Origin of the sequence: Mycobacterium arosiense ATCC BAA-1401 = DSM 45069 (assembly GCF_002086125.1) — a bacterium.
GTDB lineage: Bacteria > Actinomycetota > Actinomycetes > Mycobacteriales > Mycobacteriaceae > Mycobacterium > Mycobacterium arosiense.
Map to the genome: position 1 here is coordinate 33,280 of NZ_MVHG01000031.1, position 14,774 is coordinate 48,053.

Annotated in this window: 16 protein-coding genes; 7 read left to right on the forward strand and 9 right to left on the reverse strand. The window is 68.8% G+C overall.

Features of this window, described 5'->3' with window-relative positions:
- Nucleotides 1-35: 35 nt before the first annotated feature.
- The 5 genes from BST14_RS14295 to secY all read right to left on the reverse strand — a co-directional run bounded on the left by BST14_RS14295 (nt 36) and on the right by secY (nt 4,101).
- Nucleotides 36-755, reverse strand: a complete 720-nt coding sequence (locus tag BST14_RS14295) for an anti-sigma factor family protein (protein WP_083065010.1) — start codon at nt 753-755, stop codon at nt 36-38.
- A gap of 30 nt (nt 756-785) precedes the next feature.
- A complete protein-coding gene (locus BST14_RS14300) occupies nt 786-1,331 on the reverse strand; it encodes a sigma-70 family RNA polymerase sigma factor (protein WP_083065011.1) in 546 nt (181 codons plus the stop codon).
- Between the two features lie 99 nt (nt 1,332-1,430).
- Nucleotides 1,431-2,231 carry a type I methionyl aminopeptidase gene (map, locus tag BST14_RS14305; RefSeq protein ID WP_083065012.1) on the reverse strand — a complete coding sequence of 267 codons (801 nt, stop codon included), beginning with the start codon at nt 2,229-2,231 and terminating at the stop codon, nt 1,431-1,433.
- 2 nt (nt 2,232-2,233) lie between these two features.
- A complete protein-coding gene (locus BST14_RS14310; RefSeq protein ID WP_083065013.1) occupies nt 2,234-2,779 on the reverse strand; it encodes an adenylate kinase in 546 nt (181 codons plus the stop codon).
- Entirely contained in the window at nt 2,776-4,101 is a 1,326-nt protein-coding gene (gene secY, locus BST14_RS14315) for a preprotein translocase subunit SecY (RefSeq protein WP_083065014.1), read from the reverse strand. Before secY ends, BST14_RS14310 begins: the two co-directional genes overlap by 4 nt.
- 282 nt (nt 4,102-4,383) lie before the next feature.
- Here secY and BST14_RS14320 point away from each other — a divergent pair, with 282 nt between their 5' ends.
- Both BST14_RS14320 and BST14_RS14325 read left to right on the forward strand, forming a co-directional pair.
- Nucleotides 4,384-5,298 (forward strand): class I SAM-dependent methyltransferase, encoded by a 915-nt coding sequence (locus BST14_RS14320; protein WP_083065015.1) that lies wholly within the window; start codon nt 4,384-4,386, stop codon nt 5,296-5,298.
- Nucleotides 5,299-5,326: 28 nt separating this feature from the next.
- Nucleotides 5,327-6,259: a class I SAM-dependent methyltransferase gene (locus BST14_RS14325; RefSeq protein WP_083065016.1), complete on the forward strand. Its 933-nt coding sequence runs from the start codon at nt 5,327-5,329 to the stop codon at nt 6,257-6,259.
- A gap of 3 nt (nt 6,260-6,262) precedes the next feature.
- Here the strand turns inward: BST14_RS14325 and BST14_RS14330 are convergent, their stop codons facing one another.
- Nucleotides 6,263-6,928 carry a GNAT family N-acetyltransferase gene (locus BST14_RS14330; protein ID WP_083065017.1) on the reverse strand — a complete coding sequence of 222 codons (666 nt, stop codon included), beginning with the start codon at nt 6,926-6,928 and terminating at the stop codon, nt 6,263-6,265.
- 9 nt (nt 6,929-6,937) lie between these two features.
- The gene (locus BST14_RS14335) at nt 6,938-8,299 is read right to left on the reverse strand and encodes a xylulokinase (RefSeq protein WP_083065018.1); all 1,362 of its coding nucleotides are present in this window, start codon (nt 8,297-8,299) and stop codon (nt 6,938-6,940) included.
- A 30-nt stretch (nt 8,300-8,329) separates the two neighbouring features.
- Between BST14_RS14335 and BST14_RS14340 the strand changes: the two genes are divergently transcribed.
- Nucleotides 8,330-9,310: an NAD(P)-dependent oxidoreductase gene (locus BST14_RS14340; protein WP_083065019.1), complete on the forward strand. Its 981-nt coding sequence runs from the start codon at nt 8,330-8,332 to the stop codon at nt 9,308-9,310.
- A complete protein-coding gene (locus BST14_RS14345) occupies nt 9,307-9,960 on the forward strand; it encodes an L-fuculose-phosphate aldolase (protein ID WP_083065020.1) in 654 nt (217 codons plus the stop codon). Before BST14_RS14340 ends, BST14_RS14345 begins: the two co-directional genes overlap by 4 nt.
- On the opposite strand, the gene BST14_RS14350 is transcribed toward BST14_RS14345, so the two are convergent.
- Nucleotides 9,957-10,961, reverse strand: coding sequence for a zinc-dependent alcohol dehydrogenase (locus tag BST14_RS14350; protein ID WP_083065021.1), 1,005 nt, complete (start codon nt 10,959-10,961; stop codon nt 9,957-9,959). The genes BST14_RS14345 and BST14_RS14350 overlap by 4 nt on opposite strands.
- Nucleotides 10,958-11,743, reverse strand: coding sequence for an SDR family NAD(P)-dependent oxidoreductase (locus BST14_RS14355; RefSeq protein ID WP_083065028.1), 786 nt, complete (start codon nt 11,741-11,743; stop codon nt 10,958-10,960). The genes BST14_RS14350 and BST14_RS14355 overlap by 4 nt, the downstream gene beginning before the upstream one ends.
- 98 nt (nt 11,744-11,841) lie before the next feature.
- Here BST14_RS14355 and BST14_RS14360 point away from each other — a divergent pair, with 98 nt between their 5' ends.
- The 3 genes from BST14_RS14360 to BST14_RS14370 are packed head-to-tail and all read left to right on the forward strand — an operon-like array spanning nt 11,842 to nt 14,652.
- Complete coding sequence (locus BST14_RS14360) at nt 11,842-12,792, forward strand: class I SAM-dependent methyltransferase (RefSeq protein WP_083065022.1); 951 nt, start codon at nt 11,842-11,844, stop codon at nt 12,790-12,792.
- Between the two features lie 12 nt (nt 12,793-12,804).
- Nucleotides 12,805-13,728 (forward strand): class I SAM-dependent methyltransferase, encoded by a 924-nt coding sequence (locus tag BST14_RS14365; protein ID WP_083065023.1) that lies wholly within the window; start codon nt 12,805-12,807, stop codon nt 13,726-13,728.
- 9 nt (nt 13,729-13,737) lie between these two features.
- Nucleotides 13,738-14,652, forward strand: a complete 915-nt coding sequence (locus tag BST14_RS14370) for a class I SAM-dependent methyltransferase (protein ID WP_083065024.1) — start codon at nt 13,738-13,740, stop codon at nt 14,650-14,652.
- The last annotated feature ends 122 nt before the right edge of the window (nt 14,653-14,774 follow it).

Sequence of the window (14,774 nt, forward strand, 5' to 3'; positions counted from 1 at the left end):
TCTTACCGCACTTAGGCCGCGAGCCGCTGCAACCTTTATAGCGAGCGTTGCAGGAGCACTTGGCCGCTGTCGGCGGCAACCACCTGCACGGCGGCGATCTGGTCGACCGGGGTCGAGATGGCGCCCGCGGGTGTCGCGGTGTGGCCGGGCACGGCCACCCACGTCGCCAACCGGGCCCGGCTGCCGTCGCGACCCACCACGACCATGGCGAGCGTGTCGTGGTGCGCGTTAAGCGGCGCCAGGCACACGCAACGCAGGTTGATGGAGGTCCCCCAATGCTGGCTGCTGACCGCGACCGTCGACGTGAGCAGCGTGGTGCCCACCTGCGCCATCGGCTCCGACGAAGCGGTCACCTGCACCGGCGGAGTCGACGACCACCCCTCGACACCGACGAACACCCCGATCGCCAGCACCGCGGCCGCGGCCGCCGACGCCACCCAGGTCACCACCCGGGTGCGGCGCCGGCGCCGGCGAACCGTCGCCAGCAGGGACGGCAGCAAGTGTGCGGACATCTCCGGGGCCGGACCGGATTGGTCGATCGCGGCCACCTCGGCGCGGTCAAGCTGGGACAGCAGGGCCGGCACGCCACTGAGATCGGCGACGGCCTCCCGGCAAGCCGGGCAGCGCGCCATGTGTGTCTCGAATTCGCGGCGTTCCGCGGCCGACAAAGATCCCAACACGTATGCGGCATCCCACATCGCGTAGCGGTCTTCGGGAGGGCCGACGTCTCGCACCGGCGTCCTCATTTCATCCATCTCCGTCACCCCTCAAGCTTTCGGAGCCCCTCATCGGGTAACCCCAAGTTCCTGCAGAGTGAGTCGCAACGCCCGCACCGCATAGTGTAGTCGCGACTTCACTGTTCCCTCGGCGATGCCGAGGTCCGCAGCGATCTGCGTGGTGGTCCATCCCCGGTAGTAGGACCGTTCGATTACTGCTCGGTGCTCCGCGGACAGCTGGGCCATGCCGTCCGCTATCAGCAACCGGTCCAGCGCCGCATTGACCTCATCCGGCGTGGACTGTTCGGGCGCACCCGATACGTCGGTGGAACCGACGACGTTGCGGAACCGCGCGCTGCGCCGGTCGTCGATGATCATGTTGCGGGCCACGGTGAACAACCACGCCCGCGCCGAGCGCTCGGTGTCCCCGACGACCTCGGGGTGCTGCCATGCCCGCAGCAACGTCTCCTGGACCACATCCTCGGACTGGCTCGCGTCCCCCGTCAGGCGCAGCGCATAACGCCACAGCACCGCGGCGTGTTCGTCGTACAGCGCCCTCATCATAGCGGCTTCGCCAGCCCCGGAAGCCCGCCAGGTGCCAGCCGCACGAGCCACTCGATCACCTCCTGCCGGGGAAACGAGCGGAGCAGGCGCTCGGTTCAATGGCCCCGACCCGCTGCGCCCGGCTTCGCCGCGCTTGCGATCGCGGCAAGTTCACCCGAGGGTCAGGATGCGCGGCCCCGCGTCGGTGACCGCGACGGTGTGTTCCCAGTGTGCCGCGCGCGAGCCGTCGGTGGTGATGACCGTCCACTGGTCGTCGAGCACCACCGTCTTGCCGGTTCCCAGCGTCAGCATCGGTTCGATGGCCAGGACCGACCCGGCGGCCAGCAGGGGCCCGCGTGCCGGAGAACCCTCGTTGGGCAAAAAGGGGTCCATGTGCATCTGACGGCCGATGCCGTGGCCGCCGTAGCCCTCGACGATCCCGAAGGCGCGCGAATGGCGGACCTCGGCGTCGCGCGTGCCCATCTCGATGGCATGCGATACGTCGGTCAGGCGGTTACCGGGCACCATCGCCGCGATCCCGGCCTCCAGCGATTCCCTGGTCGCCTCCGACAGCGCTACGTCGGCGGTGTCCAGCGTCCCGATGCCGAAGGTCATCGCGGCGTCGCCGTGCCAGCCGTCGAGCACCGCGCCGCAGTCGATGGACACCAGGTCACCGGACGCCAGGATCTCGGCGGCGGAGGGTATACCGTGGACGACCCGCTCGTTGACCGAGGAACAGATCGACGCGGGATAGCCGTGATAGCCCAGGAACGACGGCACCGCGCCGGCGTCCCGGATCACCGATTCGGCGATCTCGTCCAGGCTCAGCGTCGACACACCGGCAACCGCGGCCGCCCGCACTGCCTGCAGCGCCGCCGCGACAACCGCGCCCGCCGCGGCCATGGCGTCGAGCTCACCGGCGCTGCGCGGCGGCACCACCTTGCGGCTCCGCAGCCGCGCCAGCGGGTTCATCCCTACTTGCCCAGCGCCTGCAGCGCGCGGGCGAACACTTCGTCCATGGTGCCGACGGCGTCGACCGTCTTGAGCTGCTCGCTGTAGTACTCCAGCAGCGGTGCGGTCTCGTCGCGGTAGACCTTCATCCGGTTCAGGATGACGTCGTCGGTGTCGTCGGCGCGGCCACGCGCTTTCAGCCGTTCCAGCAACTCCTCCTGAGAGACCCGGAATTCCAGCACCGCGTCGATGTCGGTGCCCCGACGTCCCAGCATGTCGTGCAGCGCTTTGGCCTGCTCGGTCGACCGCGGGAAACCATCCAGGATGAACCCCTTGGCCGCGTCGGGATCGCTCAGGCGGTCGTCGACGAGCTGGTTGGTCAATTCGGAGGGCACCAGGTCGCCGGCATCCAGGTAGCGCTTGGCCTCCAGCCCCAGTTTGGTTCCGTTCTCGATGTTGCTGCGGAACAGCTCACCGGTGGAGATGTGCGGGATTCCCAGCTTTTCGGAGAGCTTCTGGGCCTGCGTTCCCTTGCCCGCCCCCGGCGGTCCGAGCAAAACGACTCTCACTTGAGGAACCCTTCATAGTTGCGCTGCATGAGCTGACTCTCGATCTGCTTGACCGTATCCAAGCCCACGCCGATCATGATCAACACCGCGGTACCGCCGAACGGCAGATTCTGCACCGCTCCGCCATTGCCGATCTGCAAGAACAAGTTGGGCAGCACCGAGATCGCGCCCAGATAGATCGAACCCGGCAGGGTGATCCGGCTCAGCACGAATCGCAGGTAGTCGGCGGTCGGCTTGCCCGGCCGGATGCCGGGGATGAACCCGCCGAACTTCTTCATCTCGTCGGCACGTTCGTCGGGATTGAAGGTGATCGACACGTAGAAGTACGTGAAGAAGATGATGAGGCCGAAGTAGATGGCGATGTACACCGGATCGCTGGGGTCGGACAGGTAGCTGCCGACGAACTTGTCCCACCAACTGTTGCCCACGCCGCCGCTGCCGCTGCGGATCAGCTGGGTGATCAGGTGCGGGATGTAGATCAGCGAGGACGCGAAGATCACCGGGATAACACCGGCCTGGTTGACCTTGAGAGGCAGATATGTCGAGGTTCCGCCGTACATGCGCCGACCGACCATGCGCTTGGCGTATTGCACCGGAATTCGGCGCTGGCCCTGCTCGACGAACACCACGCCGACGATGATGACCAGCGCCGCCACCAGGACGGCGGCGAAGATCATCGCGCCGCGGCTGTCCAGGATGGTCTTGCCCTCGGCGGGGATGCGCGCCGCGATGCCGACGAAGATCAGCAGCGACATGCCGTTGCCGATGCCGCGCTCGGTGATCAGCTCGCCCATCCACATCACCAGCGCCGCGCCGGCCGTCATCACCAGCACGATGACGACCAGCGTGAAGATGCTCTGATCGGCGATGATGTCCAGCGAGCAGCCCTGCAGCAGCCCGCCGTTGGCGGCCAGGGCCACGATGCTGGTGGCCTGCAGGATGGCCAGCGCGATGGCCAGGTAACGCGTGTACTGCGTCATCTTGGCCTGGCCGGATTGGCCCTCCTTGCGCAGTTCCTCGAACCGTGGAATGACGACCGTGAGCAGCTGCACGATGATGCTGGCCGTGATGTAGGGCATCACCCCCACCGCGAACACGGTGAGTTTGAGCAGCGCACCACCGGAGAACAGGTTGATCAGCGAGTAGATCTGCCCGGCCGCGCCACCGCTGGCCTCTTTGATGCACTGCTGGACGTTCGGGTAGTTGACGCCAGGGGACGGTAGCGCGGCGCCGACCCGATACAAGACGACGATGCCAAGCGTGAAGAGGATCTTCCGTCTCAGGTCGACTGTCCGCAGCGATGAGATGAAAGCGGAAAGCAACTCTTCCTCCTGCGCAGCCGGGGGTTTCTCGCATCACGCGCCCAACACCCGCAGGCCAGGACGTACGGCGTCGCGCGTCAAACCGTGTACGAGACTAACAGCTGGTACGGGCAGGTCTGGTCAGGGCCTTTACTGCGCCCCTCTCGAAGACCACCCGCGACGCGGTTCACCGGGCGTTTGCGCCCCGCCGCCACGCGGGAGACAAATCACAGGAAGCCGTAAGCCGTGAGGCGTAGAGTTCCCCTGACTCGTTGCATTTGCTAAGTAACTTGGGAGAGCAGCATGACACGCACTGACCAAGACAGCTGGGACTTGGCCTCGAGCGTCGGCGCCACGGCCACCATGGTCGCCGCGGCCCGCGCACTGGCCAGCGAGGGTTCCAACCCGATCATCAACGACCGCTTCGCCGCGCCCCTGGTGCGCGCGGTCGGCCTGGATTTCTTCCGGCGCCTGGTCGACGGTGAGGTCACCGAATCCGAGGGCTACGAGGGCAGCGGCAAGGACCTGGGGCTGGAGACCGACTCGATCGCGGTACGCACCCGCTTCTTCGACGACTTCTTCCTCGACGCCGCCCGGGACGGGGTCCGCCAGGCGGTGATCCTGGCCGCCGGCCTGGACTCCCGCGCTTACCGGCTGAGTTGGCCGTCGGGGAGCGTGGTCTACGAGGTCGATCAGCCCGCCGTCGTCGAGTTCAAGAGCACGACCATGGCCAACCTGGGTGCCGCGCCCGCCGCCCAGCGGCGCACGGTCAGCATCGATCTGCGCGAGGACTGGCCGGCCGCGTTGCGCGACAGGGGATTTGACGTGACGCAGCCGACGTCGTGGAGCGCCGAGGGGCTGCTGATGTACCTGCCGCCCGACGCCCAAGACCGGCTTTTCGACAACATCACCGAGCTCAGCGCCCCCGGCAGCAAGCTGGCCACCGAATACCACCCCGACACCGCCGGCACGACGATGTCGCAACGCGCCCAGGAGTTCAACGACAGGTGGGCCAGAGTCGGGTGTGACATCGACCTGTCGGGGCTGTTCTTCGACGGCGAGCGCAGCAACGTCGTCGACTACCTCACCGCCAAGGGCTGGGAGGTCACCGCCCGGCCGCGCCGCGAACTGTTCGGCGAATACGGCCTGGAATTTCGCGACGACGAGGCCATGGCGCAGTTCCGCAACATCGTCGCCGTGACCGCCACCCTGCGCTAGTACCGAGCGCGGCCGCAGAGGAGGATTTGTGACCCGCACCGATCGAGACACCTGGGACCTGGCCTCGAGCGTGGGCGCCACGGCGACCTGGGTCGCCGCCTGCCGGGCGCTGGCCGGAAAGTGGGCCGACGCGCTGATCGACGATCCGTTCGCCGACCCGCTGGTCCGCGCGGTGGGTGCCGAGTTCTTCATCCGGGTGCTTGACGGCGAAATCACCGACGAGACCGGCGGTCTCGATGCCGACGCCGACCTGGACGCGGAATTCAACCTGCAGCGCATGGTCAGCATGATGGCCGTGCGCACCCGCTATTTCGACGACTTCTTCACTGACGCAACCGCTTCCGGCATCCGCCAGGCCGTCATCCTGGCCTCCGGCCTAGACTCACGCCCCTATCGCCTGGCCTGGCCTGCGGGCACCGTGGTGTACGAGGTCGACCAGCCCGCCGTGATCGAGTTCAAGTCCACGACGCTGGCCAGGTTGGGTGCTCAGCCCAGCGCGCAGCGGCGCACCGTGTCGGTCGACCTGCGCGAGGACTGGAGCAGCGCGTTGCGGGACAAGGGATTCGACGAATCGCGGCCCAGCGCCTGGAGCGCCGAGGGCCTGCTGATGTATCTGCCACCGCAGGCGCAGGACAGCCTGTTCGACGCGATCACCGCGCTCAGCGCGCCGGGCAGCCGGCTGGCAACCGAATACCACGACGGCGGCACACCGGACCTGCTGGAACGACGCGCCAAGGCGATGGCCAGGCGATGGGGGAGATTCGGCTTCGATGTCGACGTGTCGACGCTGGTCTACCACGGCGAGCGCACGCCCGCGGCGCAGTACCTGAGCGCCCTTGGCTGGCAGGTGTCGACGCGCACCCGCGCCGACATGTTCGCCGAGGCGGGGCTGCCCCTCCCACCGGGTGACAGCCTGGAGTCGCTGCGGCACAGCATCGCGGTCGACGCCGTTGCGCCCTAGGGCTCAGTGGGGGTTGGCCGCCGGTGCCCGCACGACCATCGGCACCGCCGGGAAACACCACGCCATCTCCGAGCGCGACTTGCGCAGCGCGGCAGTGCCATAACCCCGCTTGCGGTGATCGGGGTGAATCCAGATCCGCACGTCGACCTCGCCGCGGACCAGCTCACCGAACACCATGCCGACCTTCTCGCCGTGGTCGATGGCCACGAACCAGGCGGCCTCTTCGTCGTCGACCCGGGCCAGCGCCGCGCTGATCTCGTCGTCCACGTTCCCGGCCGGTCCACCGGAACCGTCGCCGGCGAAGCCGATGTCCTCGGTGCGCACGGCGAAGATGTCCCGGTCGGTCGCGGCGGAGAAGGGCCGCAGCTCCAGCGTCTCCCCCAGGCTCGCCGGACGCTCGCCCAGGGTGAAGCTCAGCTGCTTGTTCAGGTCCTCGAGTTCGGCCAGGATCTTGCGGCGCGAGTCGATGGTGAGCTGGTCGAACGACATGCCCATCACCGCCTCGGCCGCGACCTGTGAGGTGTCGAGCAGCCGGACGATCGCCTTCACCGCGGCCGCCTTGTTCTCCGATTCCACCACGGCGTCGGCAATCTCGTGCCGTCGTTCGAGGGCTTTCAACAGTGCGTCGGCGATTTCGCGGCGGGCGGCTTTGCGGTCCTGGTCGGTCATTGCCCCAGCCTAGAACGCCGGTGCTACCACCGCGCTACATCTGCGCTTTCCCAACTCGAGGAAGCGCTGGTAGCGATCCCCGACCGCGTCCGCCCAGGCGGGGTCAGGCTCGACGATGCGCTCGGTCCGCACCCATCGGGCGGCGTCGGCGATCGTCGTCTCCAGGCCCGCCGCCATGCGCGCCAAAAAGGCCGCCCCCAGCGCGGCCCCTTCCGCCACTCCGGACACCTCGACCGGGCGCCCGGTGGCGTCGGCGATGGCTTGCAGCCACGGCCCCACCCGGGTGCCGCCGCCGGTGGCCACGACGCGCGACACCGGCGCCCCGGACAGCTCGATGAGCTGGCGGACCACGAAGCCGGACGCCTCATAGGCGGCCCGCCGTAGCGCGGCGGCGTCGTGGGTCAGATCGAGGGCGTCGAGCACGCCCCGGCGGTCCGGGTCGTGGAACGGGGTGCGCTCGCCCCGCAAATACGGCGACCACACCGGCACGCGCCCGGGCTCGACGGCCGTCGGGTCCGCCGGTGCCAGAACGCGATTCACCCAACCCAGGAACAACCCGCCGGCGTTGCTGGCCCCGCCGATCTGGCTCTTGCCGGGCGTGGTGTGCGGAATGGTCCACAGGCCGGGCATCTGGCGGGCCTCGGCGATCGTCGTCCAGACGATCAGCGTGGTGCCGCACATCACCAGCACGTCGCCGTCGTGGTCGGCACCGGCGACGATCTGTTCGCACAGCGCGTCGATGGCGCCGGTGGCCAGCGCGGCCTCGCTGCCGTGCACCCGCCCGACGACGGCGCCCATGCTTTCCACCCGGGGCAGCTGCCCGACGTCCGCGCCCCGCTCGGCGCATGCCTGCGGATTCCAGTCGGTCCCGTCGAACAAGGGATACGCCGTGGCGGCGGTGGCGATGTCGATGACCGCCTCGCCGGACAGCGCGTGGTTGGCCACCGCCGGGGCGGGCCAGTAGCCGGCGACGCCGGGCGCGTGGGCGGCCGTCCAGCGCAAGAACTCGGCGGCCTCGCCCAGCGCGGGCAGCGGCTGCGCGTCATTGCCGGGCGTGCGGCCCCGCGCGTCGCCGTAGAGCAGTCCCGGCGTGATCGGCGTGCCGGTGTCGTCGACGGCGGTCATCGACGGCACCATCGCCGAGACGGCCACCGCCGCGAGTCCGGGCTGCCCGACCAGTTCGTCCAGGGCCGCCGACGGCCCACGCCGCCATGCCGCCTCGGCGTCGTGCTCCAATCGGTCGGCTGCCGGCACCCGTAGCTCGTGCGGGATACGCACCCGCGCCGTCACGTTGCCGTCGGCGTCGGCGGCTATCGCCTTGACCGCGGTGCTGCCGACGTCGATGCCGATTGTGACGTCTTTGCGTGACACGGGCGTCACCGTACGCCAGCATTGGCACTCGTGACGTCTAAACCGCGCGCCTTGGTGACCGCCCCGATGCGGGGGCCGGGCTTCGCCAAACTGCGGGAGCTGGCCGACGTCGTCTATGACCCCTGGATCGAGCAGACCCCGCTGCGCATCTACAGCGCCGAGCAACTGGCCGAGCGGATCACCGGCGAAGGTGCCGAAATCGTGGTGGTGGAAGGCGATTCGGTGAGCGGTCCGGTATTCGACCTCGGCGTGCGAGTGATCGCGTCCACCCGTGGCGACCCCAACAACGTCGACATCGCCGGGGCCACCGCGGCCGGCATCCCGGTGCTCAATACCCCGGCCCGCAACGCCGACGCCGTCGCCGAGATGACGGTGGCGCTGTTGCTGGCCGCGACCCGGCACGTGCTGACCGCGGACGCGGATGTGCGCAGCGGCAACATCTTTCGCGACGGCAGCATCCCGTATCAACGCTTCCGCGCCACCGAGATCGCCGGGCGCACCGCCGGCCTGGTGGGCCTCGGCGCCGTCGGCCGCGCGACGCGGTGGCGGCTGTCCGGGCTCGGCCTGCGCGTCATCGCCCACGACCCCTACAACCCCGACGCCCGGCACAGCCTCGACGAGTTGCTGGCCGAGGCCGATGTGGTCTCGCTGCACGCCCCGGTCACCGACGACACGGCCGGCATGATCGGCGCGCGCGAGTTCGCGGCCATGCGTGACGGTGTGGTCTTCCTCAACACCGCCCGAGCCCAGCTGCACGACACCGATGCGCTGGTCGACGCCCTGATGGCGGGCAAGGTGGGCGCCGCGGGGCTCGACCACTTCGCCGGCGAATGGCTGCCGGCCGATCACCCGCTGGTGGGCATGGGAAACGTCGTGCTGACCCCGCACATCGGGGGCGCCACCTTCGACACCGAGGCGCGGCAGGCGCAGATGGTGGCCGACGACCTGGACGCGCTGCTGGCCGGCAACGCACCCGCGCATATCGTCAACCCGGAGGTGCTAGGGCCATGAAGTTCGTCGACAACCCGGAAACCGCGGTGCTGGACGCCGCCAAGGACATGTTGCGGCGCGGCCTGGTCGAGGGCACTGCGGGCAACATCTCCGCGCGCCGCGCCGACGGCCACATCGTCATCACCCCGTCCTCGGTGGACTACCGCGACATGCAGCTCGACGACCTGGTGCTCGTCGACGCGGACGGCTCGGTACTGCAGGCGGTGCAGGGCCGCGCGCCGTCGTCGGAGATGCAGCTGCACCTGGCATGCTATCGGGCCTTCGACGACATCGGCAGCGTCATCCACAGCCATCCGGTGTGGGCCACCATGTTCGCCATCGCCCACGAATCGATCCCGGCCTGTATCGACGAATTCGCGGTGTATTGCGGCGGCGACGTCCGGTGCACCGACTACGCGGCGTCCGGTACGCCCGACGTGGGCGCCAACGCGGTGAAGGCGCTCGACGGCCGCGGCGCCGCGCTGATCGCCAACCATGGCCTGGTGGCGGTGGGACCCCGCCCCGACAAGGTATTGCATATCACCGCCCTGGTCGAGCGGACCGCTCAAATCGTCTGGGGTGCAAGGGCTCTCGGCGGTCCGGTGCCCATCCCCGAGGACGTCAACCGCAACTTCGCGTCCGTGTACGGCTATCTGCGCGCCAACGGCTAGCGCTGGTCGATCCCCACCTTGACAGCGCCGCTGTCGCCCTGATTGGCCAGCGCGTAAAAGGCGTCGCGCCACTGCCGCAGCCCGAACGTGTGGGTGAGCATGGGACGCAGGTCCACCAGCCCGGCGGCGGCCAGGTCGAGGTAGTGCACCATCGGCAGGCCCCGCAGCGGCTGGCGCAGCCGGCCACCGCCCCAAACGACGAGCTCCTCGATGAGGGCCGAACGCGGCTCGTGCGGAAGGATTTTCGCGGCGCCGAACCGGCGGGCCAGTGAGGCCTGCGCGGTGAAGCGGGCCACCACGGCCACGTCGGGGTACAGCGCCCGCAGGATCGCGACCGCACACAACCCCAGCGAGCTGGCCCCGTAGACCAGTGCGCACCCCGAGCGCGGCGGCGGGTGGCGGGTGATCGCGTGCAGCGACACCGAGAACGGGTCGGCGAACACGGCCATTTCGTCGGGAATCGAGTCCGGCACGGCGAACAGCATGCTGTCGTGGGCGGGCATCAGTTCGGCGTAGCCGCCGGTCACGTCGGCCGAGACCCCGGTGTGGATGCCGGGCTTGATGTCGCCGTCGGCGAAGCTCCAGCACAGGCTGTAGTCGCCGGCTTCGCATGCGGGACAGGGTGGTTGGATGCCGCGCGGCCCGCAGGACAACCAGGGGTTGAGCACCACCCGCTGCCCCATCTGCAGTCCGCGGGCCCGTGGGCCCAGCGCCACCACGTCGGCGACCACCTCGTGACCCATGACTTGGGGGAACGAGCAGAACGCGGCCATGGCGTTGTCGGCGTCGCCCTCGCCGAAGTCCATCAGGATCTGTTTGGAATCCGATCCGCAGATCCCCGTGAGCCGCGGTCGGGTGATCACCCAGTCCTCGTGTGGCGGTACCGGATCCGGCACGTCGCGCAGGCCGGTCGGCGTGCGGGCGAAGTTCTGGGTCAGCGGATTGGCGTCGTCAGGAACCTCGAAGGGCTCCGGTGGCACGCCGTAGACGAGCGCCTTCACCGGGACGCCATTCCCGCCGCCCCGGCGATGAACGCATCCACGTCGGCGTTTTTGGCGTCGACTATCTTGTCCAAGGCCAGCTGTCCTGGCAGGTAGTGCTCGAAGCGCTCATCGCTCAACGCGGCGATGATGCCGTCGGCCACCACCTCCGCGGGCACCTTGGGCCCCCGGTAGAGGGGTTCCTCGCTGTCCGGGTGGTCCCAGATCTCGGTGTCGACCGGGCCCGGCTCGATCAGCTTCACCGAAATCGGTGTGGCGTACAGGTCTACGGCCATCGCCTCGCTCCAGCCGCACAGCGCGAATTTGCTTGCGCAGTAGGCTGATTCGTGGATTATTCCGAGCCGTCCGCCGACGCTGGACACGTTGACGATCAGCCCCGATCCGCGTGCCAGCATCCGCGGCAACAGCGCCAGCGTCAGGCGCATGGGGGCGAAGAAGTTGACCCGCATGACGGCTTCGGCCTCGTCGGGGTCCAGCGCGGTGACGCTGCGCCGCTTCGGCACCGCGGCGTTGTTGACGAGGACGTCGATGCCGCCGAGCGCATCCCAGGCCCGCGCCGCCACGTCACCGAGCGCCGACGTGTCGCCCAGGTCGGCCACCCACATCGCCGATTCCGGCGAGCTCCGCGGGCAGTCGGCCAGCACCTCGTCCAGCCGGTCCCGGCGGCGCGCGATCAGCCCCACCACCGCGCCGCGCCCGGCCAGCCGTCGAGCCAGGGCCGCGCCCAATCCCGACGAGGCACCCGTGATGAGCACCCGGTTACCAGCCGTCGCGCCCGCCATCAGTAAAGATTGCCGCGAAATCGGGGAAGCGTACAGTGGGTGCAGCTTGTTATATCGGCTAAATATTAGATTCACTACCTCCGATAGGGGCAAACAACATGACTTCCACCAGGTACGAAGGCGACACCTGGGACCTGGCGTCCAGCGTCGGCGTGACCGCGACCATGGTCGCGGCCGCCCGCGCCATGGCCACCCGTGCCGAGCGACCGCTGATCGACGATCCCTTCGCCGAGCCGCTGGTCAAGCTGGTCGGCGTGGACCTGCTCTCCCGACTGGCCAACGGCGAGCTGGACCCCGCCGAGCTCAACGACGTCCACGACGGCGCCGCGGGGTCCGCCGGGGCGATGTCGCGGATGGCCGACAACATGGCCGTGCGCACCAAGTTCTTCGACGAGTTCTTCCTGGACGCGACGAACGCCGGCATCAAGCAGGCGGTGATCCTCGCCTCCGGGCTGGACGCCCGCCCGTACCGGCTGGCGTGGCCGGCCGGTACGGTGGTTTACGAGGTGGACCAGCCGCAGGTGATCGACTTCAAAACCCGCTCGCTGGCCGGGCTGGGCGCGAAGCCCACCGCCGAGCGGCGGGTGGTGGCCGTCGATCTGCGCGACGACTGGCCAACCGCGCTGCGCAACGCCGGGTTCGACCCGGCCCAGCCGACCGCGTGGAGCGCCGAGGGCCTGCTCGGCTACCTGCCGCCCGAGGCGCAGGATCGCCTGCTGGACACCATCACCGAGCTCAGCGCGCCGGGCAGCCGGCTCGCCACCGAGAGCGCACCCAACCCCGAACCCGGCGACGAGGAGAAGATGAAGGAGCGCATGCAGACGATCTCCGAGCGCTGGCGTGCGCACGGTTTCGAGCTGGACATGGCCGGACTGGTCTACTTCGGTGACCGCCACGAGGCGGCCGGCTACCTGGCCGACCGCGGCTGGCGGCTGAACAGCGCCAGCATTGCAGAACTGTTCGCGGCCAACGGACTTGCCCCGCTCACCGACGACGACATGCGGATGGGCGAGATGCTGTACACCAGCGGCACGCTCGGCGAGAAATAGGGCCGACCGGCGATGACCATCGAGGGACGCACCGACGGCGACAGCTGGGGTCCGGCACACAGCGTGGGAGCGACGGCCACCATGGTCGCCGCCTCTCGCGCCGTGGCGTCCAAGGGACCCGATGCCCTGCTTGACGATCCGCTGGCCGACCCGCTGGTGCGGGCCGTCGGCCTGGATCCGTTCATTCGCATCATCGACGGCGAGACCGACTTCGAGGACGACCCGCTGTTCAACCGCAAGGCGCGCGCCGAGCAGATCACGGTGCGCACCAGGTTTTTCGACGACTTCTTCAAAGGCGCCACCAAAGACGGTGTGCGCCAAGCGGTGATCCTGGCTTCCGGCCTGGATACCCGGGCCTACCGCCTGCCCTGGCCGGCGGGCACCGTCGTCTACGAGATCGACCAGCCGGAAGTCATCGCCTTCAAGACCGACACGCTGGCCAACTTTGGTGCGGCGCCTACCGCCGAGCGCCGAGCCATCAGCATCGACCTGCGCGACGACTGGCCGGCGGCCTTGCGCGACGGCGGCTTCGACGTCACTCAACCGACCGCCTGGAGCGCCGAAGGGCTGCTGCCCTACCTGCCGCCGCAGGCGCAGGACCGACTGTTCGACAACATCACCGAGCTCAGCGCGCCGGGCAGCCGGCTGGCGACCGAACACGTTCCCGAAGCCAACGCCTTCTCCGACGAACGCCTGGCACGCATCTCCGAGCGCTGGCAGCGCTTAAGCTTCAACCTCAATGCGGCGGACCTGTTCTACCGGGGCGAGCGCAGCGTCGTCGTCGACTACCTGACCGGCAAGGGTTGGCAGGTGACGCCGTTTCCCGTCCGGGACCTGTACGACCGCAACGGTTTCCAGTTCCCCGAGGACGAGATGACGGCGACCTTCGGTGACATGAGCTACGTCGCCGCCACCCTCGTGCAACGGACCGGTTAGGGTTGCGCCATGTCACGCACTCACGACGATGAGTGGGACCTGGCCTCCAGCGTCGGCGCGACCGCGACCATGGTCGCGGCCGGGCGCGCCATGGCGTCCAAGGATCCCCGCGGTCTGATCAACGATCCGTTCGCCGAACCGTTGGTGCGCGCGGTCGGGGTGGATTTCTTCACCAAGATGATGGACGGCGACCTCGATCTGGATGCGATCGAGAACGCCACGCCCGTGCGCATCCAATCGATGGTAGACGGAATGGCCGTGCGTACCAAGTACTTTGACGACTACTTCGTCGACGCCACACGCGGCGGGGTGCGTCAGGTGGTGATCCTGGCCTCCGGGCTGGACTCGCGCGCCTACCGGTTGCCCTGGCCGGCCGGCACGGTGGTCTACGAGATCGACCAGCCGCGGGTGATCGACTTCAAGAGTAGCACCCTGGCCGATGTCGGCGCCGAGCCGACCGCGCCGCGGCGAACCGTTCCCATCGATCTGCGCGCGGACTGGCCCCGCGCGCTGAAGGCGGCGGAATTCGACACCACCGCGCCGACGGCCTGGCTGGCCGAGGGTCTGCTGATCTATCTGCCGCCCGACGCCCAGGACCGGCTGTTCGACAACATCACCGCGCTCAGCGCGCCCGGCAGCACCATTGCCACCGAATTCGTGCCCGGCATTGTGGATTTCGATGCCGAACGGGTGCGGGGGATGTCGGGTTCATTCCGCGAGCACGGCGTCGATATCGACATGGCGTCGCTGGTTTACGCCGGCGAACGCAACCACGTCATCGACTATCTATCCGGCATCGGATGGAAGGCCGAGGGCGTCACCCGAACGGAACTCTTCGGGCGCAACGGCATCGAGCCGCCCGCGCCGGAGAACGACGATCCGCTCGGCGAGATCATCTTCATCAGCGCCAAGCTAGCGGGCTAGACCGGCTGGACCTCTAGGAGCTTGCTGAATTAGGGGTTTGTGGGGCGGGGCGTCTCGAGCCGTCTCGCGGCGTGTTGGAGTCAGACCCTCGGGTCGACAGAAAAGAGATCGCCCCGCCGGGT

Excerpts from the sequence above, each read along its gene's own strand:
- BST14_RS14360 (WP_083065022.1), top strand. The coding sequence starts at position 11,842 with ATGACTTCCACCAGGTACGAAGGCGACACCTGGGACCTGGCGTCCAGC.
- map (WP_083065012.1), bottom strand. The coding sequence starts at position 2,231 with ATGAACCCGCTGGCGCGGCTGCGGAGCCGCAAGGTGGTGCCGCCGCGC.
- BST14_RS14345 (WP_083065020.1), top strand. The coding sequence starts at position 9,307 with ATGAAGTTCGTCGACAACCCGGAAACCGCGGTGCTGGACGCCGCCAAG.
- BST14_RS14365 (WP_083065023.1), top strand. The coding sequence starts at position 12,805 with ATGACCATCGAGGGACGCACCGACGGCGACAGCTGGGGTCCGGCACAC.
- BST14_RS14370 (WP_083065024.1), top strand. The coding sequence starts at position 13,738 with ATGTCACGCACTCACGACGATGAGTGGGACCTGGCCTCCAGCGTCGGC.
- BST14_RS14295 (WP_083065010.1), bottom strand. The coding sequence starts at position 755 with ATGGATGAAATGAGGACGCCGGTGCGAGACGTCGGCCCTCCCGAAGAC.
- BST14_RS14355 (WP_083065028.1), bottom strand. The coding sequence starts at position 11,743 with ATGGCGGGCGCGACGGCTGGTAACCGGGTGCTCATCACGGGTGCCTCG.
- BST14_RS14320 (WP_083065015.1), top strand. The coding sequence starts at position 4,384 with ATGACACGCACTGACCAAGACAGCTGGGACTTGGCCTCGAGCGTCGGC.
- BST14_RS14330 (WP_083065017.1), bottom strand. The coding sequence starts at position 6,928 with ATGACCGACCAGGACCGCAAAGCCGCCCGCCGCGAAATCGCCGACGCA.